This window comes from Allobosea sp., assembly GCF_017308075.1.
Taxonomy (GTDB): domain Bacteria; phylum Pseudomonadota; class Alphaproteobacteria; order Rhizobiales; family Beijerinckiaceae; genus Allobosea.
The window spans coordinates 100,148-125,068 of the sequence record NZ_JAFKFX010000033.1 but is presented as its reverse complement, the minus strand read 5'-3'; the positions used below and the strand labels follow the sequence as shown (position 1 = coordinate 125,068).

The 24,921-nt window shown below is 67.4% G+C and carries 24 protein-coding genes; 14 read left to right on the top strand and 10 right to left on the bottom strand.

Annotated features, from left to right (window positions below):
• The first annotated feature begins 40 nt into the window (after positions 1–40).
• The 7 genes from J0J10_RS16290 (at position 41) to J0J10_RS16260 (ending at position 6,305) form a co-directional block, all read left to right on the top strand.
• Positions 41–955 carry an AAA family ATPase gene (locus tag J0J10_RS16290; protein ID WP_291640893.1) on the top strand — a complete coding sequence of 305 codons (915 nt, stop codon included), beginning with the start codon at positions 41–43 and terminating at the stop codon, positions 953–955.
• A 104-nt stretch (positions 956–1,059) separates the two neighbouring features.
• Positions 1,060–1,434: a nuclear transport factor 2 family protein gene (locus tag J0J10_RS16285; protein WP_291647443.1), complete on the top strand. Its 375-nt coding sequence runs from the start codon at positions 1,060–1,062 to the stop codon at positions 1,432–1,434.
• Positions 1,435–1,639: 205 nt separating this feature from the next.
• Positions 1,640–2,842 (top strand): vWA domain-containing protein, encoded by a 1,203-nt coding sequence (locus tag J0J10_RS16280; protein ID WP_291647442.1) that lies wholly within the window; start codon positions 1,640–1,642, stop codon positions 2,840–2,842.
• Between the two features lie 145 nt (positions 2,843–2,987).
• Positions 2,988–3,326, top strand: a complete 339-nt coding sequence (locus J0J10_RS16275) for an XdhC family protein (RefSeq protein ID WP_291647441.1) — start codon at positions 2,988–2,990, stop codon at positions 3,324–3,326.
• Entirely contained in the window at positions 3,326–3,958 is a 633-nt protein-coding gene (locus J0J10_RS16270) for a LysE family translocator (protein WP_291640886.1), read from the top strand. The genes J0J10_RS16275 and J0J10_RS16270 overlap by 1 nt, the downstream gene beginning before the upstream one ends.
• A 3-nt stretch (positions 3,959–3,961) precedes the next feature.
• Positions 3,962–4,666 carry an XdhC family protein gene (locus J0J10_RS16265; protein WP_291647440.1) on the top strand — a complete coding sequence of 235 codons (705 nt, stop codon included), beginning with the start codon at positions 3,962–3,964 and terminating at the stop codon, positions 4,664–4,666.
• A gap of 22 nt (positions 4,667–4,688) precedes the next feature.
• Positions 4,689–6,305 carry a molybdopterin-binding/glycosyltransferase family 2 protein gene (locus J0J10_RS16260; protein ID WP_291647439.1) on the top strand — a complete coding sequence of 539 codons (1,617 nt, stop codon included), beginning with the start codon at positions 4,689–4,691 and terminating at the stop codon, positions 6,303–6,305.
• Between the two features lie 66 nt (positions 6,306–6,371).
• Here J0J10_RS16260 and bcsS read toward each other — a convergent pair whose 3' ends face one another.
• Positions 6,372–7,112 (bottom strand): cellulose biosynthesis protein BcsS, encoded by a 741-nt coding sequence (gene bcsS, locus J0J10_RS16255; protein ID WP_291647438.1) that lies wholly within the window; start codon positions 7,110–7,112, stop codon positions 6,372–6,374.
• Positions 7,113–7,263: 151 nt separating this feature from the next.
• Here bcsS and J0J10_RS16250 point away from each other — a divergent pair, with 151 nt between their 5' ends.
• Complete coding sequence (locus J0J10_RS16250) at positions 7,264–7,533, top strand: usg protein (RefSeq protein WP_291647437.1); 270 nt, start codon at positions 7,264–7,266, stop codon at positions 7,531–7,533.
• An 81-nt stretch (positions 7,534–7,614) separates the two neighbouring features.
• Complete coding sequence (locus tag J0J10_RS16245; protein WP_291640877.1) at positions 7,615–8,211, top strand: exopolysaccharide biosynthesis protein; 597 nt, start codon at positions 7,615–7,617, stop codon at positions 8,209–8,211.
• Positions 8,212–8,227: 16 nt separating this feature from the next.
• Here the strand turns inward: J0J10_RS16245 and J0J10_RS16240 are convergent, their stop codons facing one another.
• The 5 genes from J0J10_RS16240 to J0J10_RS16220 form a co-directional block, all read right to left on the bottom strand.
• Entirely contained in the window at positions 8,228–10,396 is a 2,169-nt protein-coding gene (locus tag J0J10_RS16240) for a putative bifunctional diguanylate cyclase/phosphodiesterase (protein ID WP_291647436.1), read from the bottom strand.
• A gap of 188 nt (positions 10,397–10,584) precedes the next feature.
• Complete coding sequence (locus J0J10_RS16235; protein ID WP_291647435.1) at positions 10,585–11,334, bottom strand: proteasome-type protease; 750 nt, start codon at positions 11,332–11,334, stop codon at positions 10,585–10,587.
• Between the two features lie 141 nt (positions 11,335–11,475).
• Entirely contained in the window at positions 11,476–12,303 is an 828-nt protein-coding gene (locus J0J10_RS16230) for a transglutaminase family protein (protein WP_291647434.1), read from the bottom strand.
• A 42-nt stretch (positions 12,304–12,345) separates the two neighbouring features.
• Entirely contained in the window at positions 12,346–13,287 is a 942-nt protein-coding gene (locus J0J10_RS16225; protein WP_291640868.1) for an alpha-E domain-containing protein, read from the bottom strand.
• Between the two features lie 52 nt (positions 13,288–13,339).
• Positions 13,340–14,755, bottom strand: coding sequence for a circularly permuted type 2 ATP-grasp protein (locus J0J10_RS16220; protein WP_291640866.1), 1,416 nt, complete (start codon positions 14,753–14,755; stop codon positions 13,340–13,342).
• Between the two features lie 295 nt (positions 14,756–15,050).
• On the opposite strand from J0J10_RS16220, the gene J0J10_RS16215 reads away from it, so the two are divergent.
• Positions 15,051–15,956: a PepSY-associated TM helix domain-containing protein gene (locus J0J10_RS16215; RefSeq protein ID WP_291647433.1), complete on the top strand. Its 906-nt coding sequence runs from the start codon at positions 15,051–15,053 to the stop codon at positions 15,954–15,956.
• Between the two features lie 11 nt (positions 15,957–15,967).
• Here J0J10_RS16215 and radC read toward each other — a convergent pair whose 3' ends face one another.
• Positions 15,968–16,693: a RadC family protein gene (gene radC / locus J0J10_RS16210; protein WP_291647432.1), complete on the bottom strand. Its 726-nt coding sequence runs from the start codon at positions 16,691–16,693 to the stop codon at positions 15,968–15,970.
• Positions 16,690–17,511, bottom strand: a complete 822-nt coding sequence (gene map, locus J0J10_RS16205) for a type I methionyl aminopeptidase (protein WP_291647431.1) — start codon at positions 17,509–17,511, stop codon at positions 16,690–16,692. Before map ends, radC begins: the two co-directional genes overlap by 4 nt.
• Before the next feature lie 124 nt (positions 17,512–17,635).
• On the opposite strand from map, the gene J0J10_RS16200 reads away from it, so the two are divergent.
• The 4 genes from J0J10_RS16200 (at position 17,636) to gpt (ending at position 22,253) form a co-directional block, all read left to right on the top strand.
• Positions 17,636–18,487, top strand: a complete 852-nt coding sequence (locus J0J10_RS16200; RefSeq protein ID WP_291647513.1) for an FkbM family methyltransferase — start codon at positions 17,636–17,638, stop codon at positions 18,485–18,487.
• A 122-nt stretch (positions 18,488–18,609) separates the two neighbouring features.
• A complete protein-coding gene (locus J0J10_RS16195) occupies positions 18,610–19,374 on the top strand; it encodes a competence/damage-inducible protein A (RefSeq protein WP_291640858.1) in 765 nt (254 codons plus the stop codon).
• A gap of 382 nt (positions 19,375–19,756) precedes the next feature.
• Positions 19,757–21,589, top strand: coding sequence for a methyl-accepting chemotaxis protein (locus J0J10_RS16190; protein WP_291647430.1), 1,833 nt, complete (start codon positions 19,757–19,759; stop codon positions 21,587–21,589).
• Positions 21,590–21,743: 154 nt separating this feature from the next.
• Positions 21,744–22,253 carry a xanthine phosphoribosyltransferase gene (gene gpt, locus J0J10_RS16185; protein ID WP_291640854.1) on the top strand — a complete coding sequence of 170 codons (510 nt, stop codon included), beginning with the start codon at positions 21,744–21,746 and terminating at the stop codon, positions 22,251–22,253.
• A gap of 236 nt (positions 22,254–22,489) precedes the next feature.
• Here gpt and J0J10_RS16180 read toward each other — a convergent pair whose 3' ends face one another.
• On the bottom strand, positions 22,490–23,398 hold the full coding sequence (locus tag J0J10_RS16180; RefSeq protein WP_291640852.1) for a DMT family transporter: 909 nt from the start codon (positions 23,396–23,398) through the stop codon (positions 22,490–22,492).
• Between the two features lie 281 nt (positions 23,399–23,679).
• Complete coding sequence (locus tag J0J10_RS16175) at positions 23,680–24,738, bottom strand: serine hydrolase domain-containing protein (protein ID WP_291647429.1); 1,059 nt, start codon at positions 24,736–24,738, stop codon at positions 23,680–23,682.
• Positions 24,739–24,921 lie beyond the last annotated feature (183 nt).

The following is a 24,921-nucleotide window of genomic DNA, read 5'->3' as shown; positions in this document are numbered from 1 at the left end:
GGGCTGGCGACGCTTCGACATCTTCCAGGACCGGGACCTCATGACGCCTGCCATGCCGACCTCGATCGACGAAACCCTCGCGCTGCTGCAATCCCAGGGCTATGTCGCCGACCGCGCGCTCGCGACGGTGCTGTTCCTGGCGCTCAGGATGAAGCGCCCGCTGCTGCTCGAAGGCGAGGCCGGCACCGGCAAGACCGAGATCGCCAAGGTTCTGGCTGCCGGACTCGGGCGCCGGCTGATCCGGCTGCAATGCTATGAGGGGCTCGATCTCGCCTCGGCCGTCTACGAGTGGAACTATGCCGGGCAGATGATGGCGATCCGCCTCGCCGAGGCCGGTGGTATCGCGGGCGATCGCGAGCGGCTGGAAAGCGACCTGTTCTCCGAGCGTTATCTCGTCAAGCGCCCGCTGCTCCAGGCGCTGGAGCCGCAGCAGGGCGGGGCGCCGATCCTGCTGATCGACGAGCTCGATCGCACCGACGAGGCCTTCGAAGCCTTCCTTCTGGAAGTGCTGGCCGATGCGCAGGTGACGATCCCCGAGCTCGGTACGGTTAAGGCCGCCGAGCCGCCGATCGTGATCCTGACTTCGAACCGCACGCGCGAGATCCATGACGCGCTGAAGCGGCGCTGCCTCTACCATTGGGTCGGCTATCCAGACGCGGCCCGCGAACTCGCCATCCTGAAGGCCAAGGCTCCGGCGGCGCCGGCCAAGCTGGCGAAGCAGGTGGTTTCCTTCGTGCAGGCGATCCGCAAGGAGGAATTGTTCAAGGCGCCGGGTGTCGCCGAGACGCTGGACTGGGCGAGCGCCCTCGTCGAGCTCGACGCGGTGGCGCTCGATCCGGCGATCGTCTCCGACACGCTCGGCGCGCTGCTGAAATACCAGGACGACATCCAGGCGATGCAGGGCTCGAAGGTCGGCGAATTGCTCGACCAGGCCAAGCAGGCGGCACGGGGGTAGTGCATCGTCATGGTCGGCCTCGTGCCGACCATCCACGTCTTTCCCTTCATTCACGACGCAAGGCGTGGATGCTCGGGACAAGCCCGAGCATGACGGAGTGAGCGATGAACGACGACATCAAGGCGATCGAGGCGGCGACGCAGGCCTATCTCGACGGGCTCTATGAGGGCGATGTCGAAAAGCTCGCTTCGGTCTTCCACCCGACCAGCGCGCTGACCCAGTCGCTCGACGGCGAACTCAAGGTCGTGCCGCGCGACAGCTGGTTCGAGGCGGTGCGGGGCCGCAAATCACCGAAGGCGGCCGGGCTCGAGCGCGGCGACCATGTGCTGGCGATCGACCTCGTCGGGCCGTCCATGGCGCTGGTCAAGGTCAAGTGCCAGATGCCGCCGCGCTATTTCACCGACCTGCTCTCCTTCCTCAAGGTCGACGGCAAATGGGTCGTGGCGCAGAAGGTGTTCATGACCGAGACCGCCGCTTGAGCTGTCCGCCTGTCATAAAGAGCGCGGGGAACCCCTCTCCCGGATGGGAGAGGGGCAGGGGTGAGGGACCGCCGCCGAGTGTTGGGGCGAGGCGGCTGCCGCAGCTCCTTCTGCGGAAACGGCAGGCCCTCATCCGGCGCTCCGCACCACCCTCTCCCATCCGGGAGAAGGAAGGTCGCGTCGCGCGCTTCAGCATCGGTGTGCCATGACCGGAAAGCTGCCCGAGAATATCGCCTATTTCGCCCGCGCCCTGCGGATCGCCGGTCTGCGCGTCGGGCCGGGCGCGGTGGTCGAGGCGGTCGAGGCGCTGGCGGATGGCGCGCTCGGTGGGCGCGAGGACGTCTACTGGGCGCTGCATGCGATCTTCGTGAAGAAGCACGAGGATTCAGCGGTCTATGACCAGGCCTTCAGGCTGTTCTGGCGCCGGCGCGGGCTGATCGAGAAATTGATGGCGCAGATGTCGCCGGTAACGCCCCGGGTCGATGCGCCGCCGCAGAAGCCCGAGGCTGGAGCCTTGCGCGTCGCCGAGGCCTTCGCGCCGCCTCCGGCGGAGGAGGAGCCACCGCCGGTCGAGCTGACGGAATTGTCGGCGCGGCTGACGGTTTCGGAACGCGAGACCCTGAAATCGCGCGACTTCGCCCAGATGAGCGCCGCCGAGATCGCAAAAGCGCGCCAGCTCATCGCGGAATTGCGCCTGCCCGATGATGCCGTGCCGACGCGGCGCTTCCAGGCGGCGCGTGCCGGGGCGCGGATCGATCCGCGCCGTACTTTCCGCCGCTCGCTGAGGGGCGGCGGCGCTTCGATCGATCTCGCCTTTCGCGAACGGGCGCAGGTGCATCCGCCCTTGGTGGCGCTGGTCGACATCTCCGGCTCGATGGCCGAATACTCGCGGATCTTCCTGCATTTCCTGCACGCCATCACCGAGCAGCGCCGACGCGTGCATTCCTTTGTCTTCGGCACGCGCCTGACCAATGTCACCCGCAGCCTGCGCGCCCGCGATCCCGACGAGGCGCTGGCGCTGGCCGGCAGGGCAGCGCCGGACTGGGAGGGTGGCACCCGCATCGCCTCGGCCTTGCATGCCTTCAACCGGACCTGGTCCCGCCGGGTGCTGTCCGGCGGCGCCGTCGTCCTGCTCTTCACCGACGGGCTGGAGCGTCATCTCGATGACGAGCTCGGCTTCGAGATGGACCGGCTGCAGCGCTCCTGCCGCCAGCTGGTGTGGCTCAACCCGCTCCTGCGCTATGATGCCTTCGAGGCGCGGGCGAGCGGCATCAGGGCGATGCTGCCCCATGTCGATTCGTTCCGGCCGATCCACAATCTCGCGGCGATGGCCGATCTTTGCGCCGCGCTTTCGCCCGATGCACGGCAGGCAGGCGATCCGCGCCAGTGGTTGAAGAAGGCGGGTTGAGGCATGATGTCTTCCAGACCAGCCCTCATCCTGAGGAGCGATCGCAGATCGCGTCTCGAAGGATGTTCCAGAGTATACTGGAGCCATCCTTTGCAACGCCGTTGCGCGGCTGCTCTGCGCGACGGCTGAGAGGGAGGCGACAGTCATGATCAGCACCGACACCGACATCCTCGCCACCGCCGAGGCCTGGGCAAAGGCCGGGCGCGGCGTCGCGCTCGCCACCGTGATCGAGACCTGGGGCTCGGCCCCGCGTCCGGTCGGTTCGCATCTCGTCATCGACGGGGAAGGGAACTTCCTCGGCTCGGTCTCGGGCGGCTGCGTCGAGGGCGCCGTCGTCGAGGAGGCCGGCGAGGTGATCGCGCAGGGCAGGGCGCGTACGCTCGAATTCGGTGTCGCCGACGAGGCCGCCTGGAAGGTCGGGCTTTCCTGCGGCGGTCGGATCAGAGTCTATGTAGAGCCGGTCCGCGGCAAGGAAACGAACTGATGGCCTCCTGGGAAACCCTCGTCGCCTTCGCGACGCTGACCTTGCTGGTGGCTTACTTCCCCGGTCCGGCGCTGCTCTACACGGCGGCGCAGACCATCGCCCATGGCCGCAAGGCCGGGCTGATGGCGATGCTCGGCATCCATCTCGGCTGCTATGTCCATGTCTTCGCCGCGGCCTTCGGCCTGTCGGCGGTGTTCAAGCATGTGCCCGAGCTCTATTTCGCGGTGAAGATCGCCGGCGCGCTCTATCTGGTCTGGCTCGGCATCGGCATGATCCGTTCCAAGCTCGGCTCGTCCGAGGAGCGCCCGGTCGCGCCGCCGAAGACGGTGAAGCGGGCGCTGGTCGATTCCTTCATCGTCGAGATACTGAACCCCAAGGTCGCGCTGTTCTTCATCGCGCTCCTGCCGCAGTTCGTCGATCCCTCGGCTTCGCTGCCGGTCTGGGCGCAGTTCCTGATCCTCGGCACGATCGTCAACTTCTCCTTCTCCTCGGCCGATCTCGTCACCGTGTTCGGCGCTACCCTGGTGATGAAGACGATGAAGGCGAGCCGCGCCGGTTTCGGCATCGGGCGCTGGCTCGGCGGCGGCATGATGATCGGGCTCGGGGTCAAGCTCGCGGTGGACAAGGGCTAGGCCATGGAACTGTCGCTGCTTTCGGCGCTCAATGCCGAGCGTGCGGCGCGCCGCGCCGCGGTGCTGGTCACCGATATCGGTACGGCTGCGCAAAGAGTGGTCAAGGCGGCGGAGCTGCAGCAGGACCCGCTCGCCGAGCTGATCGACAGGCAGTTGCGCACCGGCAAGAGCGGTTCGGTCGAGGTCGACGGCAAGGCCTATTTCCTGACGGTGCAGGCGCCGCCGCCGCGCCTGATCGTCACCGGCGCGGTGCATATCTCGCAGGCCATGGCGCCGATGGCGAAGCTGCTCGATCTCGACGTCACCGTCATCGATCCGCGTACCGCTTTTGCGACACCGGAGCGCTTTCCCGAGGTGACGCTGCTGCCGGAGTGGCCGGACGAGGTGCTGAAGCGCCAGCCGCTCGACGCCTACACGGCGTTCGTCGCGCTGACGCATGACCCGAAGATCGACGATCCCGGGCTCGTCGCGGCGCTGAACTCGGACTGCTTCTATATCGGCGCGCTCGGCAGCCGGAAGACGCATGGCCGGCGCCTGGAGCGTCTGGCGGCGGCTGGTTTCGACGAGGCGCAGACCGCGCGCATCCACGCCCCGATCGGGCTCGACATCGGCGCGGTCTCGCCGGCCGAGATCGCGCTCGCGATCCTCGGCGAGATCGTCTCCACTCTGCGCGGCCCGCGCCGCAAGCCTGCAACAGAGCCTGCATGAGTGCCCGTATGAGTGTCTGCCCATGAAGTTCGGTCCCATTCCGATCGCCGAAGCGGCGGGCAGCGTCGCGGCCCACACCGTGCGTGCCGGCGACGCCATCGTCCGCAAGGGCGCGACGATCAGCGCGCAGGATGCCGAGCGGCTGGCGGCGGGCGGGCTGACCGAGATCGTCGCCGTCCAGCTCGAGCCCGGCGATATCGACGAGAACACCGCAGCCGAACAGCTGGCGCGGGCGCTGGCCGGGCAGGCGGTGGTGACCGAGGCGCCGTTCACCGGGCGGGTCAACCTGTTCGCGGCGGCGGCCGGCGTGCTGACCATCGACACCGCGCTGATCGACATGCTGAACGGCATCGACGAGGCGATCACGGTCGCGACCTTGCCGGCGCTGAAGGCGGTGGTCGCCGGCGAGATGGTCGGCACGGTGAAGATCATCCCCTATGCCGTGCAGGAACGCCAGATCGCCGAGGCGCTCACGCGGCTCGGCAGCGCCCGGCCGATCGCGATCACCGAATACAAGCTGAAATCCGTGGCCGTGGTCTCGACCCTGCTGCCCGGCCTCAAGCCCTCGGTCGTCGACAAGACCTTGCGGGTGATGGCCGAACGCCTGGCGCCGGCGGGCGGCGAGATCGTGCTGGAGCGGCGTGTACCGCATGAGGGCGCGGCGCTCGCTACGGCGATCCGCGAGGCCGCCGACGGGCCGGCCGAGCTCGTCGTGGTCTTCGGCGCTTCGGCGATCACCGACCGGCGCGATGTGGTGCCGCAGGCGCTGGCCCTGGCCGGCGGGCGTATCGAGCATCTCGGCATGCCGGTCGATCCCGGCAACCTCATGCTGATCGGCGCGCTCGACGGCAAGCCGGTGATCGGCGCGCCGGGTTGCGCCCGCTCGCCGAAGGAGAACGGCTTCGACTGGGTGCTGCAGCGCTGCCTCGCCGGCCTGCCGGTGCGCCGTGCCGAGATCCAGGGCATGGGGGTCGGCGGGCTGCTGATGGAGATCATCTCGCGGCCGCAGCCGCGCGCGCCGGGCCATGCCGCGGTCGCGCCCGTCGCCGGGCTGGTGCTCGCCGCCGGTCGCTCGACCCGTATGGGGGCAGACAACAAGCTGCTCCAGCAGGTGCGCGGCGAGGCGTTGGTGCGCCATGCCGTCAAGGCACAGATTGCCTCGCGGGCTGCGCCGGTCTTCGTCGTGGTCGGCCATCAGGAGGCTGAAATCCGGGCGGCACTGGAAGGGCTCGAGGTCCGCTTCGTCCGCAATCCCGGCTTCGCCGACGGCCTCTCCAGCTCGCTCAAGGCGGGGCTCGCGGCGCTGCCATCCGATGCGCAGGGCGTCGTGGTCTCGCTCGGCGACATGCCCAACGTCACGCCCGGCGTGATCGACCGGCTGGCCCAGGCATTCGCCGACAGGCCGGACGCGGTCGCGGTGGTGCCGACGCTGCTCGGGCATCGCGGCAATCCGGTGCTGCTGTCGCGGGGGCTCTTCGCCGCGGTTGCCCGGCTGTCGGGCGACGAGGGCGCCCGGCGCCTGCTGGAGGAGGCCGGAGACGCCGTCGAGGAGGTCCCGCTCGACGACCCCGCCATCGCGATCGATGTCGATACGCCCGAGGCGCTGAAGGCCCTGACCGGTGCGCCTCTGCGCTCCTAGTTCGACGCGCGGGAGGCTCGAGCCGGCCAGGCTATCGGAGGCGTTTCGTGCGGTTTTGCAGGCGCTTCAGCGCTTCCAATAGACTCCGAGCGTCGCATAGGCCGCATTCGGCTGGTCGCTGGTCTGCTGCGCCCCGGCGGCGAGGCGCCAGTTCAGGCCGAACAGCCTGAAACCGGTGAGGTGCAGGCCCAGTCTGAGCTTGTGATAGTCCTGCTGCCGGTAGAACTCGATCTCGGGGCCGAGATAGAGGCCGGGGGCGAGCTTCCAGCCCGGCGAGAGCCTGAGCCAGAAGCGCTGGTCCAGCGTCGCGGCATAGGCATTGGCCTGGAGCAGCAGGTTCTCCAGCGGGGTCGCCCAGAGATCGAATTGCAGCCGGCCGCCGATGCGGTCGCTGAAGCTGGTGCGGGCCCTCGTCTCGCTGAAGACTGCCTCCAGCTCCGGTCCGGCCGATAGCGCCAGGAAAAGGTCGCCGATGCGCCATTCATAGCCGAGCAGCGCGTGGAGCTCGGTCTTGACCATGCGTCCGCGCGCCGGGCTGTGCTCGGCCGGCTCGATGCTCTCGCCCCATTTCAGCCCGAGCCGGAAGCCGCTGGCGTCGAGCCCGCCTTGCCCGAAGGCGCGCTTGAAGCCGACGGAGCCGTGCGTCTTGCTGCGGTCGGTGTCGAGTGAGGCGAAGATCACCATCGAGAGCGGCGTACGCTCATGCAGGGTGCTGTCGGCCGAAGCCGGAGCGGAAGCGAGGGCTGCCGTCGCAATGATGACGGACCCTGCAAGCCCTTTCGCCCGCTCGGCGACGCCCCACGCCACGCCTACGCCCCCTCGGCTCTTGAAAACGGCCGATCACGCTACGGAGAGGAAGTCTGGCAGCAGATGAAATTCTTGCAAGTTTTTGTTAACCATGGCGGCGCAGCCTGATGGCATCGGCCAGCCTTCTTCTCGCAGAGGAGCGCATCGTGTCATGGCATCGAAAGATTTCATCCGCCAGCTCGCCGGCTACGGTCTGACAACGGCCAATATCCTCTACCGCCTGCCGGATCATCCGACTTTCCTGCAGAGTTACGTCTGGCAGGAATACGATCTGGCGCCACGCTTCCCCGAGCTGCGTGCCTTCCTGGATTTCTGGCGGCGCGAGCTCGAGGGACCGCTGCATTCGGTGACGGTGGCGCATTCGCGCCTGATCCGTCCGGCCGAGATCGTCAGCGTCAACGGCGTGCTGACCCTGCATTGACGCCGTGCGCCGCGGCGGGGTTGTTGGTCCTGCGCCCGCCATGCTAGGGCGCAGCTCCAGCCCTTCGCCCGGCGATACAGCTTGTCCTCTCCCCTGCGCACTTCCGGCCTGCTGCATGCGCTCGCGAGCCTTCCCGGCCCGCGCATCGCAGTCGGCGACATCGTCGCGGCGCTGCGCGACCGGGCCTATGCTTTGCTCATCGTGCTGCTCGGCCTGCCGAACTGCCTGCCGATGCCGCCGCCGATCCCGCTGGTCTGCGGCCTGGTCCTGGCCTTCATCGCGATGCAGATGCTGATGGGTCGCACCACGCCCTGGCTGCCGCAGCGCCTGCTCCGGCGCAGCATCGCCCAGGCCGATCTGGCGCGGGCGGTTTCACGCGCGCTGCCGCCGCTGATCCGGCTCGAGCGCTTCTCGAAGCCGCGCCTGATGATGCTGAGGGGGCCGTTCGCGCTGGCGCTGCTCGGCGTGCTGCTGCTCGTCCTGGCGCTCGGGCTGGTGGTCGCGGCGCCCTTCATCGGCCAGATTCCGCTCGGCCTCGCGGTCTGCCTGGTCGGGCTCGGGCTGGTCGAGCGTGACGGCGTGCTGATCGTCGGCGGAGCCGTGGTCGGGGCAATCGGCCTCGCACTCTCGGCAGGGTTCGCCTATGCGCTGGTGAGCTCGATCGCCAGCCTGTTCTGAGAGCCTCGAGCGCCGCTCAGGCGGCAAGCTGCTTCTCGAAGGGCTGGTCGAGCGCCAGCAGCCGGTCGATCTCGCGGGGCGGGACGCCCTTGGAGAACAGGAAGCCCTGCAGTTCGTGGCAGCCGACCGCCTGAAGGAAGCGGTGCTGCTCGGTGGTCTCGACGCCCTCGGCACAGACGCGCAGGCCGAGCGCGCGGCCGAGATGCACGACGGAATGCACGAGAATGGCGGATTCCCCGGTCGTCTCCATGTATTCGAGGAAGGAGCGGTCGATCTTGATCTTGTCGAAGGCGAAGCGGCGCAGATAGATCAGGCTGGAATAGCCGGTGCCGAAATCGTCGAGCGCCAGGCCGATGCCATGCGCCCGCAGGTCCATCATCGCGTTCTCGGCGGCGTCGGCGTCCTCGACCACGACGCCCTCGGTCAATTCGAGTTCGAGCCGGCCAGGGTCGAAACCGGTTTCGTCGAGGATGCGGATGACGCTGGCGACGAAGTCCTTGTGGCGGAACTGGATCGGCGAGACGTTGACGGCGAGCTTGATCCCCGGCCATTTCAGCGCCTGCTCGCAGGCGCGGCGCAGCACCCATTCGCTCAGCGGCATGATCAGGCCGCGCTCCTCGGCGATGCCGATGAACTCCGAGGGCGGGATCATGCCGTGCACCGGGTGCGGCCAGCGCACCAGCGCCTCGACGCCGATGATGGTCGCGCCGTCGATCGAGACCTGAGGCTGGTAGTGCAGCAGAAGCTCGTCGCGGTTGATCGCGTTGCGCAGGTCCTCCTCGACCATGCGCTTGACCTGGAGCGCCCGGTTCATCTGCGGTTCGAAGAAGGAGTAGCGGTTCCGTCCCTCGTTCTTGGCCTGGTAGAGGGCGGTGTCGGCGAGGCGCATCAGCGTGCCACGGTCAGCGCCGTCCTGCGGGCCGTGGGCGATTCCGATGGAGCAGCCGATGGTGACGGCGACGCCGGCGATCTCGAAAGGCTCCGTGAGCGAATCGAGGATTCGCTGGCCGAGCGCAGCGCTGGCGCCGGGCTCGTTCATATGGGTCTGGATGATGCCGAACTCGTCGCCGCCGAGACGGGCGACCGTGTCGCCGACGCGCAGGATGGTGGTCAGGCGTTTCGCGACCTGCCGGATCAGCTCGTCGCCGGCATTGTGGCCATAGGTGTCGTTGACGGCCTTGAAGCGGTCGAGGTCGAGCATCAGGACTGCGAGCCCGCTCTTGGTACGGCCGAGCTGGGCGAGTTCCTGGTCGAGTCTGAGATCGAAGGTGCGGCGGTTGGGGAGGTGAGATAGCTCGTCCTGGCCGGCCAGACGCTGGATTTGCTGCTCTCGAAGGGTGATCTGGGTACCCGCATGGCGCAGGCGATGGAAAACATAGGCGAAGATCGCGATGAAGAGCAGCCCGACCCCGGCAAGGGCCCAGAAGAACTGCCGCATCATCGCGTCGCCAGGCCGGTCCGGCGTCCAGGTCAGCCATGCTCTGATGGCGCCGTCCGCCGAAACGATATCGCGGCGAGTCAAGCGGTCGGGAGGACGCTCGCCGACGATCCGCACATTCGGGACACGGTAGCGCTGGGCCAGATCTTCGAGGAGTGACGCGGTGGTGCGGCGATAGCCGACGAGATAGGCGGGACCGGCAGGGGAGGGGGTCCTCGCGCCAGCCATGCTGGCCGCTCTCAGATCAGCGATCACGACGCCCAAGGTCTCCTGGCCATCAGACCTGAGAAAGGCGTTCAGCGGTCCGCTCGTCGTGGTTGGGGCTGCATGCGTGGTCGTGGCCATCGCGCCAGGCAGTTCGGCGGCGAAATGGCGCAAGCCTTCATAGCCGGCCTGGCCGGCGGCCTGGCCGCCTTCGACGCCGGCGAGAACCTTGCCCGAGGCGGTGACGAGATAGGCGCCGTCGAAATCGAGGAAGCGGCTGGCAAATCGCGCGAAACCCCATTGCAGGGCCGGGCGCGGCAGGCTCGCATCGAAGATCGGCTGAAGCAGCCCGGCATCGGCCAGGTTTTCGAGGCGATGGCGGCGCAGCCGAACCTGGCTTTCGATCGCCGCTTCGACGCGATCATATTGTCTTTCCGCCTCGACGCGGTTCGCATTGAGCATGATCGCGACGATGACGCCCACGGCGGCCGCGCTGACGAATGCGAAGGCACAGGCCAGGGTTGCCACCGTGCTCGTCAGCATCCGAGCCGACGAATTCATGTTGGGCAAACGAGCAGAAAGCTGCAAAATGCTCCACCTGTCCGGGCGCGCAGATGATCCATCCTGACAGGCGAATCTTGCCATCCGGTTTCCAGCGATGCTGACGAAGTGCACGAAATCGTTGTCGCGCTGCCGAGAATGAGCGTCCGGAGCCGCCTGGCGGCTCGCGCTCAGCTCTCCGTCGGTTCGTAGGGTGGGCGCGGAATCGCCATATGCGCGGCGCGCAGCGCAGCCGACCAACGCTCGCGCAGATCGTGGAAATAGGGCTCGCCGGCCTCGATCCGGCGGTTGAGTTCCGGTGCTTCCGCGTCGCGGCGGAGCATGATCAGGTCGATCGGCAGGCCGACGCCGAGATTCGAGCGCATGGTCGAATCCATCGAGATCAGACCGACCTTCAATGCGTCATAGAGATCGGTCCTGAAGGTCACGGCGCGGTCGAGGATGGGCTTGCCGTATTTGTGCTCGCCGATCTGCAGGAAGGGCGAATCCATGCCGCATTCGATGAAGTTGCCGGCCGAGTAGATCATGAACAGCCGCATCGGCTGGCCGATGATCTGGCCGCCGAACAGCAGCGACATGTCGTATTTGACGCCGGCATCGCGCAATGCATCGCCATCGGTCTCGCGCACGCGGCGGACCGCCCGGCCGACGAGCTGGGCGGCGCGGAACATCGAGGGCGCATTCTGCAGCGTTTCGGGTTCGCCGGTCTCCGGATTCGGCACGCCCTCATGCAGCAGGCTGACGACCGACTGGGTGAGGGAGAGGTTGCCGGCGGTGGCGAGCGTCAGCGTGCGCTCGCCCGGCCAGGAGAAGACGTGGAGCTTGCGGAAGGTCGAGATGTCGTCGAGCCCGGCATTGGTGCGCGTGTCGGCGATCATCACGAGACCGTCCTGGACGAGGATGCCGGCGCAATAGGTCACGTGACGGGTCTCCGGAGCGGGGCGCGTATGGCTGGTATCAGGCGCTCATGGCGAGGACAATGAGTTGTCCGTCATTCGCGGGTCTAGCGCAGCAATGCCCGGGAATGAGGGGGGAGGTCGACGACGCCGGGCCCCGCGCCGCTACTGCCCCTGCTGGCGCGGCCGGGCGGCCTGGGCGCGGACCTCGACCAGCAGGCTCTCGCCATTGCCGCCGGTGCGGGCGCCGCGGACCGGCGCCGCGTCGGCATAGTCGAGACCGGTCGCGACGCGGATATGGGTGTCGATCGGGCAGAGCCCGTTGGCGCAGTCGAAGCCGATCCAGCCATAATCCGGCAAATACGCCTCGGCCCAGGCATGGGCCCCGCCGGCATGCGGCAGCGTCTGCGATTCCGCGACATAGCCGGAGACATAGCGGGCGGGCGCACCGAGCGAGCGGGCGCAGGTCATGAAGACATGTGCGACATCCTGCGGGATGCCTTCGCCCGCTTCGAGGCAGGCGCCGGCGCCGATGCCGAGGCGCTCGCCGGTCGGCACGCAGGCGATTCTTTCGTGTAGCGTCTCCATCAATGCGTGCAGGCGCGAGAGCTCGCTGCCGCCCCTGGCCGCCGCCTCGGTCGCGAGGTCGCGCAGAGCGGCGCTCGGCTCGGTCAGCCTGGTGTCGCGCATGAACACGGCCGGCGGCACCTTCTCGACCACGCCCCGGATGACCCCAGCGAGATTGACGGTTTCGACCATGCCGTTGACTTCGATCGCATAATTCTCGATCGGCCCGTCGGCCGAGAAATCATGGACGAGATTGCCGAACGGATCCTGGCTGGAACGCAGCCGGCCGTCGATGTTCGGTGTGATCCGCCAGGACATGACATGCTGGCCGTCATGGTCGCGGGGCGTCAGCCGCAACACCTGCCGGAGCTGGCGCACCGGCTCGGCATAGGCATAGGCGATGCTGTGCGAGATCCGGATACGCATGGCGGCTGCTTGAGGTCCTCGGTTCCGTCGGTGGCCAATGGCCTATTGCAGATATTGGTCGACGATGATCGCACCAAGGCGGTTGTTCTCTGTGATGAAGTCCTCGATGAACTCGTGCAGCCCGCGCCGGATCACCGCGTCGATCGGCATGTTCGACAGGCTGGCCAGGGTTTTGCGGGCCTGGCGCTGGGCCGGGCCGTGCCGGTCATAGGCATCGCCGATCTGGTCGAGGAAGCGCGAGATGCTCTCATAGCAGCTCGCCAGCGAGCGCGGCATGCGCTTGTTGAGGATCAGGAGATCGGCGATCAGCACCGGCTTCACCGCTTCGCGATAGACCCAATGATAGGCGGTCAGCGCCGAGACCTCGCGCAGCATCGTCGTCCACTGGAAATAGTCGAGCGAGCCGCCGACCTGCTCGGTCTCCGGCAGAAGCAGATGATACTTCACGTCGAGGATACGGGCGGTGTTGTCGGCCCGCTCGAGATGCACGCCGAGTCGCGAGAACCAGTAGCCGTCATCGCGCAGCATGGTGCGGTAGGCTGAGCCGTCGAAGACCAGCGAGACGTTCTTCACCCAGTCGAGGAAGCGGGCGAACTCCTCGCGGTCCATGCGCTTGCGTTCGAAGCGCTGGAGTTCGAGCCAGGCGCCGTTGAGTGCGTCCCACATTTCCGAGGTCAGCGCGGTGCGCACCGCACGGGCGTTCGAGCGGGCGAGGGCGAAGCAGTTGCGGATCGAGGACGGATTATCCGGGTTGAAGGTGAGGAACTCGCAGACATTGCGCTCGTTTGCCTCGTCATAGGCGAGGGCGAAGGCATCCTCGCAACCGGCGGTGGCGACCGCGCTCTGCCATTCGGTGCCGGCGCCGCCATAGGCGGAGGGCAGGTTGGTCAGGCGGGTCGTGGCGTCGAGGATGCGGGCGAGATACTCGGCCCGTTCGACATAGCGCGAGACCCAGTAGAGGCTGTCGGCGGTGCGCGAAAGCATGGTCAGGTCCGGGATTCCGGGAGGATTCGAAGGCAGGTGAAAGCGGGCATCCTCATGCGTCGAGCACCCAGGTGTCCTTGGTGCCGCCGCCCTGGCTCGAATTGACCACCAGAGAGCCCTCCTGCAGCGCGACGCGGGTCAGCCCGCCGGGCACGCAGGAAATGCCGTTGGCGCCCGAGAGCACGTAAGGCCGCAGGTCGACATGGCGCGGCGCGACGCCGGAGGCGACGAAGGTCGGGCAGGTCGAGAGCGCCAGCGTCGGCTGGGCGATGAAGCCCTCGGGCTGGAGCTTGAGCTTCTGCCGGAAGGTCTCGATCTGGGCCTTGCTGGCATGGGGGCCGACCAGCATGCCGTAGCCGCCGGAGCCGTTGACCTCCTTGACCACCAGCTTTTCGAGATTGTCGAGCACATAGGCGTTGGCCTCGGGCTCGCGGCAGCGATGGGTCGGGACGTTCTTCAGGATCGGCTCCTCGCCGGTGAAGAACTTCACGATCTCAGGCATGTAGCTGTAGACCGCCTTATCGTCGGCGACGCCGGTGCCGACCGCATTGGCGAGGGTGACGTTGCCGGCCTTGTAGGCACCGATGATGCCGGGCACGCCGAGCACGGAATCGCCGCGGAAGACCAGAGGGTCGATGAAGTCGTCGTCGATGCGCCGGTAGATCACGTCGACACGCTTCGGCCCCTGGGTCGTGCGCATGTAGACGATATCGTCCTTGACCAGCAGGTCCGAGCCCTCGACCAGCTCGACGCCGAGCTTGTCGGCCAGGAACGAGTGCTCGTAGAAGGCCGAATTGTACTGGCCCGGCGTCAGAAGGCAGATCGTCGGGTCGGAGGAAGCGCTGCGCGGCGCGACCGAGCGCAGCGTCGCCAGCAGCTGGTCGGGGTAATTGTCGACCGGCGCGACGCGGTGGGTGGCGAACAGCTCCGGGAAGAGCCGCAGCATCACCTCGCGGTTCTCCATCATGTAGGAGACGCCGGACGGGGTGCGGGCATTATCCTCCAGCACATAGAAGGTGTCGGCGTCGACGCGGACGATGTCGATGCCGGCGATGTGGCAGTAGATGCCGTGCGGCACCTGGAAATCGACCATCTGCAGCTGGTAGCAGGCATTGCGGTAGACCAGATCGGCCGGGATGATGCCGGCCTTCAGGCACTCCTTCTTGCCGTAGACATCGGCGAGGAACATGTTCAGCGCGGTGACGCGCTGGCGCAGCCCTTTCTCGAGCTTGGTCCATTCCGGCTTGGTCAGCACGCGCGGGATGATGTCGAAGGGAATCAGCCGCTCGGTCGATTCCTCGTCGCCATAGACGGCGAAGGTGATGCCGATGCGCCGGAAGAACAATTCGGCCTGGGAGCGGCGCAGGGCCAGCATCTCGGGCGGCGCTTCCTTCAGCCAGCGGTCGAGCTCGACATAGGCCGAGCGCAATCCGCCTTCTCCCCCCGTCATCTCGTCGAACGCCGGCATGCAGGCTTCTTCCCCTGTTTCGGGTAGCCTATGCGCAATTGCGCGGCTTCGGAAAGAGGTCTGCTGCCGAGGGTTGCGGCGAAGCTTGCCCGTTCCTTGGGCAAAGCGCGGCGGCCGGACTGCGGTGGGCGCGCCGACCAAAGGCGCCGAAGGCGGAGCGATCATGCCTTGGACAGCGCAGGGGCTGCCAAAAGGGGCCTGCGGCGTTGCTGTCGCTTGCCTGGCTGGCGGGAGGAGCGCAAGGTCCGCAGCGGCGACAGGTTAGAAAGATTCCAATATGGGATTGAAGCCCTATTTGCTCCGCTTGCACCGCTGGATCACCCTCGTTTTCGCGCTGCCTCTACTCGGAATCATCGTCTCGGGGCTGGTGCTGTCGCTCGAGCCGCTGGCGCAGCGCCAGGCACCGGCGGCGCCTCTGACCGAAGCGCGGCTGCTCGGTTTCCTCGACCGCTACGATCCGGACGGCAAGGCGACCGGCTTCTCGGTTCGCACCTATGACCAGCTGGTCCGACTGTCCGGCGTCGGAGAGGACGGAACAGTGGATGTCGGCCTCGCCAGCGGCGAGGAGGTCGAGACGGAGGGGCTCGCCGAATGGTTCGGCTGGGCGCGCGGCCTGCACGAGCGGCTGCTCCTGGACCTCGGCTGGCTGGTGACGGCCAGTACCGTCGCGATGATCGCCCTGGCCGTGCTCGGCGTCGCCATGGGCTGGCCGCGCTTGCGCAACACGCTGGGCGGCTGGCACGCCGGAATGGCCTGGCTCACCCTGCCGCTCGTCGTGCTGAGCCCGCTGACCGGGCTGTTCATCGTGATGGGCGTCGGAACCGGTGGGGCGCCTGCCGGGCCGCGCGGCGAGCGCGTGCCGATCCGCGCCGCGGTCTCGGCCGTCGCGCGCGACCATGATCTGGCCAGCCTGACCTCGCTGCGGATGCGGGGCGGGCGGCTGGTCGCCCGGATCTACGAAGGCAACCGGCTGTCGACCTATGTCGTGACCCGGGAAGGGCTGCAGCCGGCACCGACGAACTGGTCGCGCGCGCTGCATGAGGGCAACTGGCACGCCTTGCTGGGGACCACTTTCAACACGCTGCTGTCGCTGGTGCTGATCGGGCTCTGGGGTACGGGGCTGGTCATCTGGGCGAGGCGCCGCTTCCGCAAGCGCCGTCCACGGGCGCTGCAGTCGGCGCGCGCCGCGGCGTCGGGCTGATCCGGGGACGTTCAGATCAGGCCGAGCCCCTTGAAGCTGGCATGGCCGTCGCGGCCGACGATGATGTGGTCGTGGATGGCGATGCCGAGCGGCTTGGCGATGTCGACGAGCTCGCGGGTCATGCGCATGTCGGCGCCGGACGGTGTCGGGTCTCCGGATGGATGATTATGTATTAAAATCAAGGCTGTAGCCGAGAGCTCCAACGCGCGTCGCATCACCTCGCGCGGATAGACCGGGGTATGGTCGACGGTGCCGGTCTGCTGCACCTCGTCGGCGATCAGGGCGTTCTTCTTGTCGAGGAAGAGGATGCGGAACTGCTCGCGCTCGGCGAAGGCCATCGCCAGGCGGCAATAGTCGATGACCGAGGACCAGGAGGAGAGCACGGGCTTCTTGGCGATCTGGCCCTTCATCGCCCGCTTCAGCGAGGCCTCGACGATCTTGAGGTCGAGCGCGACGCTCTCGCCGATGCCCTTGACCTCCCGCAGCCGCGAGACCGGTGCGCCGATCACCTCGGCGAAGGAGCCGAAATGCTGGATCAGCTGCTTGGCGAGCGGCTTGACGTCGCGCTGGGGGATCGAGCGGAAGAGCAGCAGCTCGAGCAGCTCGTAATCGGGCAGGGCGCCGTCGCCGCCTTCGAGGAAGCGCTGGCGCAGCCGCTCGCGATGGCCGAGATGATGCGGGGCGGCGCTGGCGGGCGCGGCAACGGGAGCGGGACTTCCCTTGCCGCTCTCGCTCATCTGGGTGCGAGCGGGTTGTCGCGGCCGGCGGGCGAGCGCGTGAAGATCTCGCAGCCGTCTTCCGTGACGCCGACCGTATGCTCGAACTGGGCCGAGAGCGAGCGATCGCGTGTCACAGCGGTCCAGCCATCGGAGAGCACCTTCACGCTCGCCTTGCCGAGGTTGATCATCGGCTCGATGGTGAAGAGCATGCCGGGCTTGAGTTCGGCGCCTTCGCCGGGGCTGCCATAGTGCAGGATGTTCGGCGCGTCGTGGAAGACCTCGCCGAGGCCGTGGCCGCAGAAATCCCGCACCACCGAGCAGCGCTCGCCTTCGGCATAGCGCTGGATGGCGAAGCCGATATCGCCGGTGGTCGCGCCCGGACGCACGGCGGCGATGCCTCGCAGCAGGCTCTCATAGGTGATCTCGATCAGGCGCTCGGCCTTGCGGGGTATCGCGCCGACGCCGAACATCCGGCTGGAATCGCCATGCCAGCCATCGAGGATCAGGGTGTAGTCGATATTGACGATGTCGCCTTCGCGCAGCGGCTTGTCGTCTGGGATGCCGTGACAGACGACGTGGTTGATCGAGGTGCAGATCGATTTGGTGTAGCCGCGGTAGAACAGCGTCGCCGGATAGGCACCGTTGTCCATGGCGAACTGGAAGGCGAGATCGTCGAGCCGCTGGGTCGTCACGCCGGGCCGAACCTCGTCGGCGAGCATGTCGAGCCCCTGGGCGACCAAGCGCCCGGCCTTGCGCATGCCGTGGAAAGCTTCGGCGCCGTGCAGCTTGATGACAGGCTCGCGCCGTGCGCGCGCGATCGATTCGTCGAGGGTCATGTCGAGAAGTGGCTCCTTGATGCCTTTATTTATTGGCTTTGGCGGCTGGTGCAAGCCGGACGGGCCGGGCCGCGACATCGCGGTAGTGCTGGCGCAGGGCGGATTTGCCGTGTACAGCGCGCCAATGGCACTTAATGACATGCAGTCGGGCGAGGAACAGCCCTACGGAACCTTCGCGCCGCAGGGGCTGGTTGCACGGATCATCTCGCGCACCCGGCGCGCCTCCGGCTCCTATCTCGGTCGCAAATTCGCCTTCGCGCTGCGCCGGCTCGGGCTCAAGGCGCTGAAGGGGCGGCCGGTCGACATCGAGGCGCTGGGCGCCCGGATGCGGCTCTACCCCGACGGCAATGTCTGCGAGAAGCGCGTGCTGTTCACGCCGCAATATTTCGATGCGCGGGAGCGCGAATTGCTCGCGGCCCGGATCGGCGAGGGCTTCTGCTTCATCGATATCGGCGCCAATATCGGTGCCTATTCGCTGTTCGTCGCCGCAAAAGCAGGGCGCCGGGCGCGCATCCTCGCCGTCGAGCCGCAGCCGGAGATCTTCGCGCGGCTGACCTACAACATCGCCCGCAACCCCTTCGGCACGGTCAAGGCGGTGGCCTGCGCGCTCGCCGACAAGCCGGGCGAATTGACCTTGTTCCTCGACCCCGCGAACAAGGGTGAATCGAGCGTGCGCCTGCTCCGCTCCAGCACCTCGACCTCGGTGCGCGTGCCGGCGACGACGCTGCTCGCGCTGATGCAGAGCGAGGGCTATGAGCGGCTCGATGCGATCAAGCTCGATGTCGAGGGGGCCGAGGACCTGATCCTGGAACCCTTCCTGCGGGATGCGCCCGAGGCGCTCTGGCCGGGCTTCATCGTCATCGAGGATTCGCGCGCCCGCTGGCAGATGGATCTGCCGGCGCTGCTGGAGGCGCGGGGCTATCGCCTGCTGGCGCAGACCCGGCTCAACCTCGTCTATGAGCGCAAGGTGTCCTGATCCACCTTGCCGCGCATGACGGCTCCGCCCCGGACGGTGCTTGAGCGGCCGGGCCCGAGGCGCTTAGCTCCGTTCTGCGCAGGCGGCGTCATTCTCCGCTTCGACATTCCAGGAGCCTGCCCATGAGCGCGTCATCGAACAAGGCTTTCGAGCCGCCGGTCACCGCGGCGATACTGGTGATCGGCGACGAGATCCTGTCGGGGCGGACCAAGGACAAGAATATCGGCTACATCGCCGAATTCCTGACCAATATCGGCATCGAGCTGCGCGAGGTCCGGGTCGTGCCCGACCTGATGGACGAAATCGTCTCGGCGCTGAACGCGATCCGCGCGCGCTACACCTATGTCTTCACCACCGGCGGCATCGGCCCGACCCATGACGACATCACCGCGGATGCCGTCGCCTGTGCCTTCGGGGTTTCGATCGACTACGATCCGCGGGCGATCGCCATGCTCGCCGAGCGTTTCCCGCCGGACCAGCTCAACGAGGCCCGCATGCGCATGACGCGCATTCCCGCCGGGGCCGAGCTGATCGCCAATTCCGTGTCGAAGGCGCCGGGCTTCCGCATCGGCAATGTCCATGTCATGGCCGGCGTGCCGGCGATCATGCAGGCCATGCTCGACGTCGTCGCGCCGACCCTGAAGACCGGGGTCAAGATCCTCTCCGAAACGGTGCGCGCCGGTCTGCGCGAGGGCGATATCGGCACGCCGCTCGCGGCCATCGCCGCCGCCCATCCCGACTGCACGATCGGCTCCTATCCGTTCTGGTCGGAGACCGGGCCGGACACCAATCTCGTGGTGCGCTCGCGCGATCCGGAGAAGCTGATGAAGGCGGTCGCTGCGGTTCAGGCGATGGTCGAGACGGAGCGCGCCCGGCTGAAGCGCTGAGCTTCGCTGAGCCGTCCGGAACAATTTCCGGTTGCGCACGGAGACCGGGGTTCCCGTCAAGGTACAGGGAGCTCTCGCGTCGGCCGCCCCGCGCTCTCGCGTGTTGTTTAAAGTCATTAAAATCTGCAATCCGCCCGCTTGATGTGCAAACGTCTTCTGGGTCGCTATTTCAATGGCGCGGTTGATTCTTGCTGGACTTTGTATTCCGTTTTGCTTTTGTTGGTTTTCGGCGTTATATTTACTTTAGAATTTTAAGTACTTTTCCGATCACGATTTTGTTATTCCGTGAATTTTTAAGCTCCTTAGCTGCCCGTAAACTGTCGTCGTCTATCCTTTATTTCCGCGGATCGAGTTCCGCGGTGCTGAATGCAGGGGGATGGGCATGCGGCTAAATCCATTCACGGGCGGCGCTGCGCGCCGCGAACTCGAAGGTGAGATGGCGGCTCTCGGCCGCTCGATGGCGGTGATCACATTCAAGCTCGACGGGACCATTATCGAGGCCAACGAGAACTTCCTTGGAGCGGTCGGCTACACGTTGGAGCAGGTGCGCGGGCGGCACCACAGCATGTTCGTCAGCAAGGAAGAAGCGGCCAGCGCCGACTACAAGGCGTTCTGGGCGAAGCTGGCGGGTGGCGAATACCAGGCCCGCCAGTTCCTGCGCGTCGCGGCCGATGGCAGCGAGCTCTGGATCGAGGCGAGCTATAGCCCCGTGCTCGATGCCGGTGGCAGGCCGGTGAAGGTGATCAAGTTCGCGACGGTGATCACCGCGCAGAAGAACCGCGAGGCCGACATGGCCGGGCAGCTCGGGGCGATCCGCAAGGCGATGGCGGTGATCGAGTTCTCGCTCGACGGCACGATCCTCGACGCCAACGAAAACTTCCTTGCCGTCACCGGCTACTCGCTGGCCGAGATCAAGGGCCAGCATCACGGCATGTTCTGCGAGCCGGTCTATCGCGATTCGCCGGAATACCGCGCCTTCTGGCAGAAGCTCGGCCGCGGCGAATATGATGCCGGCCAGTATCTGCGCCTCGGCAAGGGCGGCAGGGAGGTGTGGATCCAGGCGAGCTACAATCCGATCTTCGATGCCAAGGGGCAGCCCACGAAAGTGGTGAAGTACGCCACCGACATCAGCGAGCAGAAGGCGGCGCGCCAGCTCGCCCAGGCGGTGGCGGAGGCGCAGGGCGTGATCGGGCGGGCCAAGGAGCGCGACCTGACCCAGCGCATCCCGATGGCGGGCAAGGAGGGCGAGGTCGCCGATCTCTGCAACGGCATCAACGAACTTCTCGACAATATGGCGCAGGTGATCGGTGCCGTCGGCGGCGTTTCCGGGAAGGTCGCGGCTGCCGCCGACCGGATCGCCTCGGAAAGCGTCGATCTCGCCGAACGCACCGAGGCGCAGGCTTCCAGCCTGCAGCAGACGGCGGCGACCACCGAGGAGCTCGCCGCCTCGATCAAGACCAGCGCCGGCAATTCGCGCCAGGCCGCGGCGCTCGGCGACGAGGCCAAGACCGTGGCCTCGCGTGGCGGCGCGATCGTCGCCGATGCGGTGACGGCGATGAGCCGAATCGAGCAGGCCTCGACCGCGATCGCCGACATCATCTCGATGATCGACGAGATCTCGTTCCAGACCAATCTGCTGGCGCTGAATGCGGCGGTGGAGGCGGCCCGCGCCGGCGATGCCGGCCGGGGCTTCGCCGTGGTTGCCTCCGAGGTCAGGGCGCTGGCCAAGCGCTCCAGCGAATCTGCCCACGGGATCAAGGAGCTGATCAGCAATTCGAGCGAGCAGGTCCGCTCCGGGGTGAAGCTGGTCCAGCAGGCCGGCAAGACGCTGGAGGAGATCGTCAGCGCCGCGACCCGGGTCGCCGGCACCATCGCCGACATCTCCAGCGCCGCGGTCGAACAGGCCAATGGCGTCGACGAGATGGCGCGGACCGTCGCGCATATGGACGAGATGACCCAGCAGAACGCGATGATGGCCGATGCCAGCTCCCGGCTCTCGCGCGAATTGCAGGGCGAGACTCAGGCTCTGGCGGCGCTGGTCGGGGCGTTTCGGCTCGGTGGGCGCGACGCCTCGGATGCGCCCGAGAGGCTGGCCGCCGGCCTGCGTGCCATGCTCCCGGCAGCGAAGCCCGCGCCCGTCCCGGCGGGCAGGCCGCCGGTCCGCACGGCGGTGCGGGTCGGGAGCGGAGGTGCCGACGGCTGGGCCGAGTTCTGACGGTCCGAAGCGGTGGGACGATCCGGCCCGGCGAGCCGGGTCGGACCATGCCGTTGCGATCACAGCGGGGAAAAGCTTCCGCTCGGCACTTGCGCGCGCCGGCCGGATGCGCTTTGCGGAAAAGCCAGCCACGCTTTCCGCAGGACCGCCCGCCATGGCCGAACCGACCGCCAACAAGGCTTTCCCCGTTTCCTGGGACCAGTTCCACCGCGACGCCCGGGCGCTCGCCTGGCGCCTGGCCGATGCCGGGCCGTTCGAGGCGATGGTCTGCATCACCCGCGGCGGGCTGGTGCCGGCGGCGATCATCTGCCGCGAGCTCGGCCTGCGCATGATCGAGACGGTCTGCGTCGCGAGCTATCACGACTACAAGAACCAGACCGAGCTCAAGGTGATGAAGGAGATCGCCCCCTCGATCCGCGCCATCGGCGACGGCAAGGGCAAGGGCGTCCTCGTCGTCGACGACCTCACCGACACCGGCAAGACCGCCCGCGTCGTGCGCGAGATGCTGCCGAACGCGCATTTCGCCACGGTCTACGCCAAGCCGGCCGGCGTGCCGGTGGTCGACACCTTCGTCACCGAGGTCAGCCAGGACACCTGGATCTATTTCCCCTGGGATATGGCCCTGTCCTATGTCGAGCCGATCGCCAAGGGTCATAAGGGCTGAGGATATGCCCTGTCGTTCCGGGGCGCTGCGTAGCGGCGAGCCCGGAACCTATGAGCGCTCCTTTTTTCGTCATGGTCGGGCCTGTCCCGACCATCTACGCCTTCAGTGGTCCAGTGTCGTGTTCAAGACGTGGATGCTCGCCACAAGGGCGAGCATGACGGGCTGGAATTGCAGGGTGTCCATGGGGTCCGGGTCCAGGCCTCCGGCTTGTCCCGGAATGACTGCGGAAGGGCCGCTCAGCGCGCGCTCGGCGCCCTGAGCGCCACGACCATGCCGGTGATGGCGATAGCCATGCCGGCGATCTCCTGCGCCGAGGCCTTCTCGCCGAGCAGGGCGGCGCTGGCGATCGCGGTGACCACCGGGACCAGCGGCAGGAACAAGGCCGCGCCGCCGGCGCCGAGCGTCGCGACCGACTGGGTGTAGAGGAACAGCGCCAGCGCTCCGACCAGAACGCCCTGGTAGACGGCCTGCAAGGCGACGGCCGAGAGCGGCGCCTGCAGCAGATTGACCGGCTGCACGAGGGCGAGCAGCGGCAGGAACGGCAGCGCCAGCAGGCAGGTCGCCATGGTGACTTCGACCGCATTGGCGCCCCAGCGTCGGCAGAGCACGCCGAAGATCGACCAGAGCAGGGCGATCAGCACGAAGAGCAGATCGCCGATCCAGGCGCCTGCGCGCGTCGGCGTGTTGGCCAGCGCCTCCCGGGCGAAGACGGCGATGCCGAGCACGAGCAGGGCAAGGCCGATGAGGCGGGCCTTGCCGGCACGCTCGCCGAGCACGAACCAGGCGAGCGCGGCGGTGCAGACCGGGATCAGCCCCGGTGAGATCACCGAGGAATGCAGAGCGGGCGCGAAATGGGCACCGCCGACCAGGATCAGGCTGTAGGCCGGGCCGACCAGCGCGGTCAGCACCAGCGCCCGCTTCCAGCCGAGCGTCCCGACCGGGAAGGGCTTCAGCCGCTTCAGCGCGAAGGGCAGCATCACCAGCGATGCGGCGAGGAAGCGCAGCATGGTAACGTCGCCGGCCGAGAGCCCGTCGGCGACGGATTGGCGCGAGACCACGGCCTGGACGCCCCAGATCACGGCGCAGAGCAGGCCGCAGGCGACGCCGAAGGCGGGCCGCGAGGTCAGGGGGATGGTCTTGGTCACGCGGCGGCTTTCGGGCGAGGAGAGCCGGCTCTATGCGCGGGGGCGGGAGGCGCGGCAAGGGCGGGCAGGCGAGGGTGCTGCTCGCTGAATGCATGGACGCAACGTCATGCGCCAGTGGCTGATCAAGGGCGCGGGCAACCCTTCTCCCCTTGGGGGAGAAGGTGGCAGCGCGAAGCGCTGACGGATGAGGGAAGGATGGCGCTGCCGTAGAGGCGGCGCACCCGGTCGCGCCGCCCTCATCCCCCTGCCGGGACCTTCTCCCCCGGAGGGGAGAAGGGGCCTCACTCCACCGCTGCGACCAGCCGCTCCAGAAAACCGTCGATTGCGGCCTTGTCGATCCAGCGCAGCACGGCGACGAGGTCATGCTCCGGGTCGATCCAGATCAGGTTGTTGCCGGCGCCCTGGGCGCTGAAGCTGCTCGCCGGCAGCTTCGGGTTGGCGTTCAGCCACCAGAGGAAGCCGTAATTCGCCAGGGTCGGCGAAGGCTTGAGCGACTGCTCCAGCCAGGAGGAGGGGATCAGCTCGCGCCCGTCCCAGACGCCCTTCTGCGCGACGAGCTGGCCGAAGCGGGCATGGTCGCGGGCGCTGATGAACAGGCCGCCGCCCCAATGGCCGCCGCCGGGGACCGACTGCATGCGCTCACCGTCGATCTCGACCCACGAGGTCTCGTAGCCCTCCCAGCGCCAGCCCTGCGAGGCGCCGATCGGGTCCATGATGCGCTCGCGCAGGACCTGCGGCAGCGGCCGGCCGAAGCGGCGCAGCAGCGCATAGCCGAGCGCGTTCACCCGGACGTCGTTGTACTCGTAGAGGCTGCCGGGCGCGCCGAGCTCGCGGCGCTGGCCTTTCCGGCTGTTGTCGGCGCCGACGCCGATCTGGCGGAAATGGTCGACCTGGTCGGACTTGCCGAAGATTTCGCCCTGCCATTCGCTGTTCATGTTGAGCAGATGGCGCCAGGTGATCTTCGCATTATGCGGGCTGGAGAAATGCGGCCCGTCGACGCTCTTGCCCACGGGCTCGTCGATATCGGCGATCAGCCCGTCGGCGACGGCAAGGCCCGCCAGCACCGAAAGATAGCTCTTGGCGATCGAGAAGGTCATGTCGGCGCGCTCGACATCGCCCCATTCGGCGGCGAGCTTGCCGCCCTTCAGGACGATGCCGGCCGGCCCGCCGCGCGGCTCGACCGGGCCGACGATCTCGGTCCAGGGACCCTTCTCGTCCCATTCGCGATTCCCGACATAGGCGCCGTCCGGATAGAACATGCTGCGCGGCCACGGCGAGTCATGCGCCTGCGCAAAGGCGACGGCGTCCTGGAGGCGGGCGGAGGAGAGGGAGCTGGGCAAGGCGGGGACTCGTGGGAGGTGGCTGCTAGTGGGGCGGGTTTAGCATTGCTGCGTGGGGGTGTCTGCGGCTGTCGATGCAGGTCGCGTAAGGCTTGGCGTAATGACGGCGGAAAGCCGATCTGTAACCTTCAGCGTCGGATATGCTGTGCAAGTATTGCGTCCGAATCTGCGCCCGGCACAAAT

Coding starts and splice junctions, on each gene's coding strand:
- J0J10_RS16290 (WP_291640893.1), top strand. CDS start 41: ATGACGCCTGCCATGCCGACCTCGATCGACGAAACCCTCGCGCTGCTG.
- J0J10_RS16285 (WP_291647443.1), top strand. CDS start 1,060: ATGAACGACGACATCAAGGCGATCGAGGCGGCGACGCAGGCCTATCTC.
- J0J10_RS16280 (WP_291647442.1), top strand. CDS start 1,640: ATGACCGGAAAGCTGCCCGAGAATATCGCCTATTTCGCCCGCGCCCTG.
- J0J10_RS16275 (WP_291647441.1), top strand. CDS start 2,988: ATGATCAGCACCGACACCGACATCCTCGCCACCGCCGAGGCCTGGGCA.
- J0J10_RS16270 (WP_291640886.1), top strand. CDS start 3,326: ATGGCCTCCTGGGAAACCCTCGTCGCCTTCGCGACGCTGACCTTGCTG.
- J0J10_RS16265 (WP_291647440.1), top strand. CDS start 3,962: ATGGAACTGTCGCTGCTTTCGGCGCTCAATGCCGAGCGTGCGGCGCGC.
- J0J10_RS16260 (WP_291647439.1), top strand. CDS start 4,689: ATGAAGTTCGGTCCCATTCCGATCGCCGAAGCGGCGGGCAGCGTCGCG.
- J0J10_RS16250 (WP_291647437.1), top strand. CDS start 7,264: ATGGCATCGAAAGATTTCATCCGCCAGCTCGCCGGCTACGGTCTGACA.
- J0J10_RS16240 (WP_291647436.1), bottom strand. CDS start 10,396: ATGCTGACGAGCACGGTGGCAACCCTGGCCTGTGCCTTCGCATTCGTC.
- J0J10_RS16230 (WP_291647434.1), bottom strand. CDS start 12,303: ATGCGTATCCGGATCTCGCACAGCATCGCCTATGCCTATGCCGAGCCG.
- J0J10_RS16225 (WP_291640868.1), bottom strand. CDS start 13,287: ATGCTTTCGCGCACCGCCGACAGCCTCTACTGGGTCTCGCGCTATGTC.
- J0J10_RS16220 (WP_291640866.1), bottom strand. CDS start 14,755: ATGCCGGCGTTCGACGAGATGACGGGGGGAGAAGGCGGATTGCGCTCG.
- radC (WP_291647432.1), bottom strand. CDS start 16,693: ATGAGCGAGAGCGGCAAGGGAAGTCCCGCTCCCGTTGCCGCGCCCGCC.
- map (WP_291647431.1), bottom strand. CDS start 17,511: ATGACCCTCGACGAATCGATCGCGCGCGCACGGCGCGAGCCTGTCATC.
- J0J10_RS16200 (WP_291647513.1), top strand. CDS start 17,636: ATGGCACTTAATGACATGCAGTCGGGCGAGGAACAGCCCTACGGAACC.
- J0J10_RS16195 (WP_291640858.1), top strand. CDS start 18,610: ATGAGCGCGTCATCGAACAAGGCTTTCGAGCCGCCGGTCACCGCGGCG.
- J0J10_RS16190 (WP_291647430.1), top strand. CDS start 19,757: ATGCGGCTAAATCCATTCACGGGCGGCGCTGCGCGCCGCGAACTCGAA.
- gpt (WP_291640854.1), top strand. CDS start 21,744: ATGGCCGAACCGACCGCCAACAAGGCTTTCCCCGTTTCCTGGGACCAG.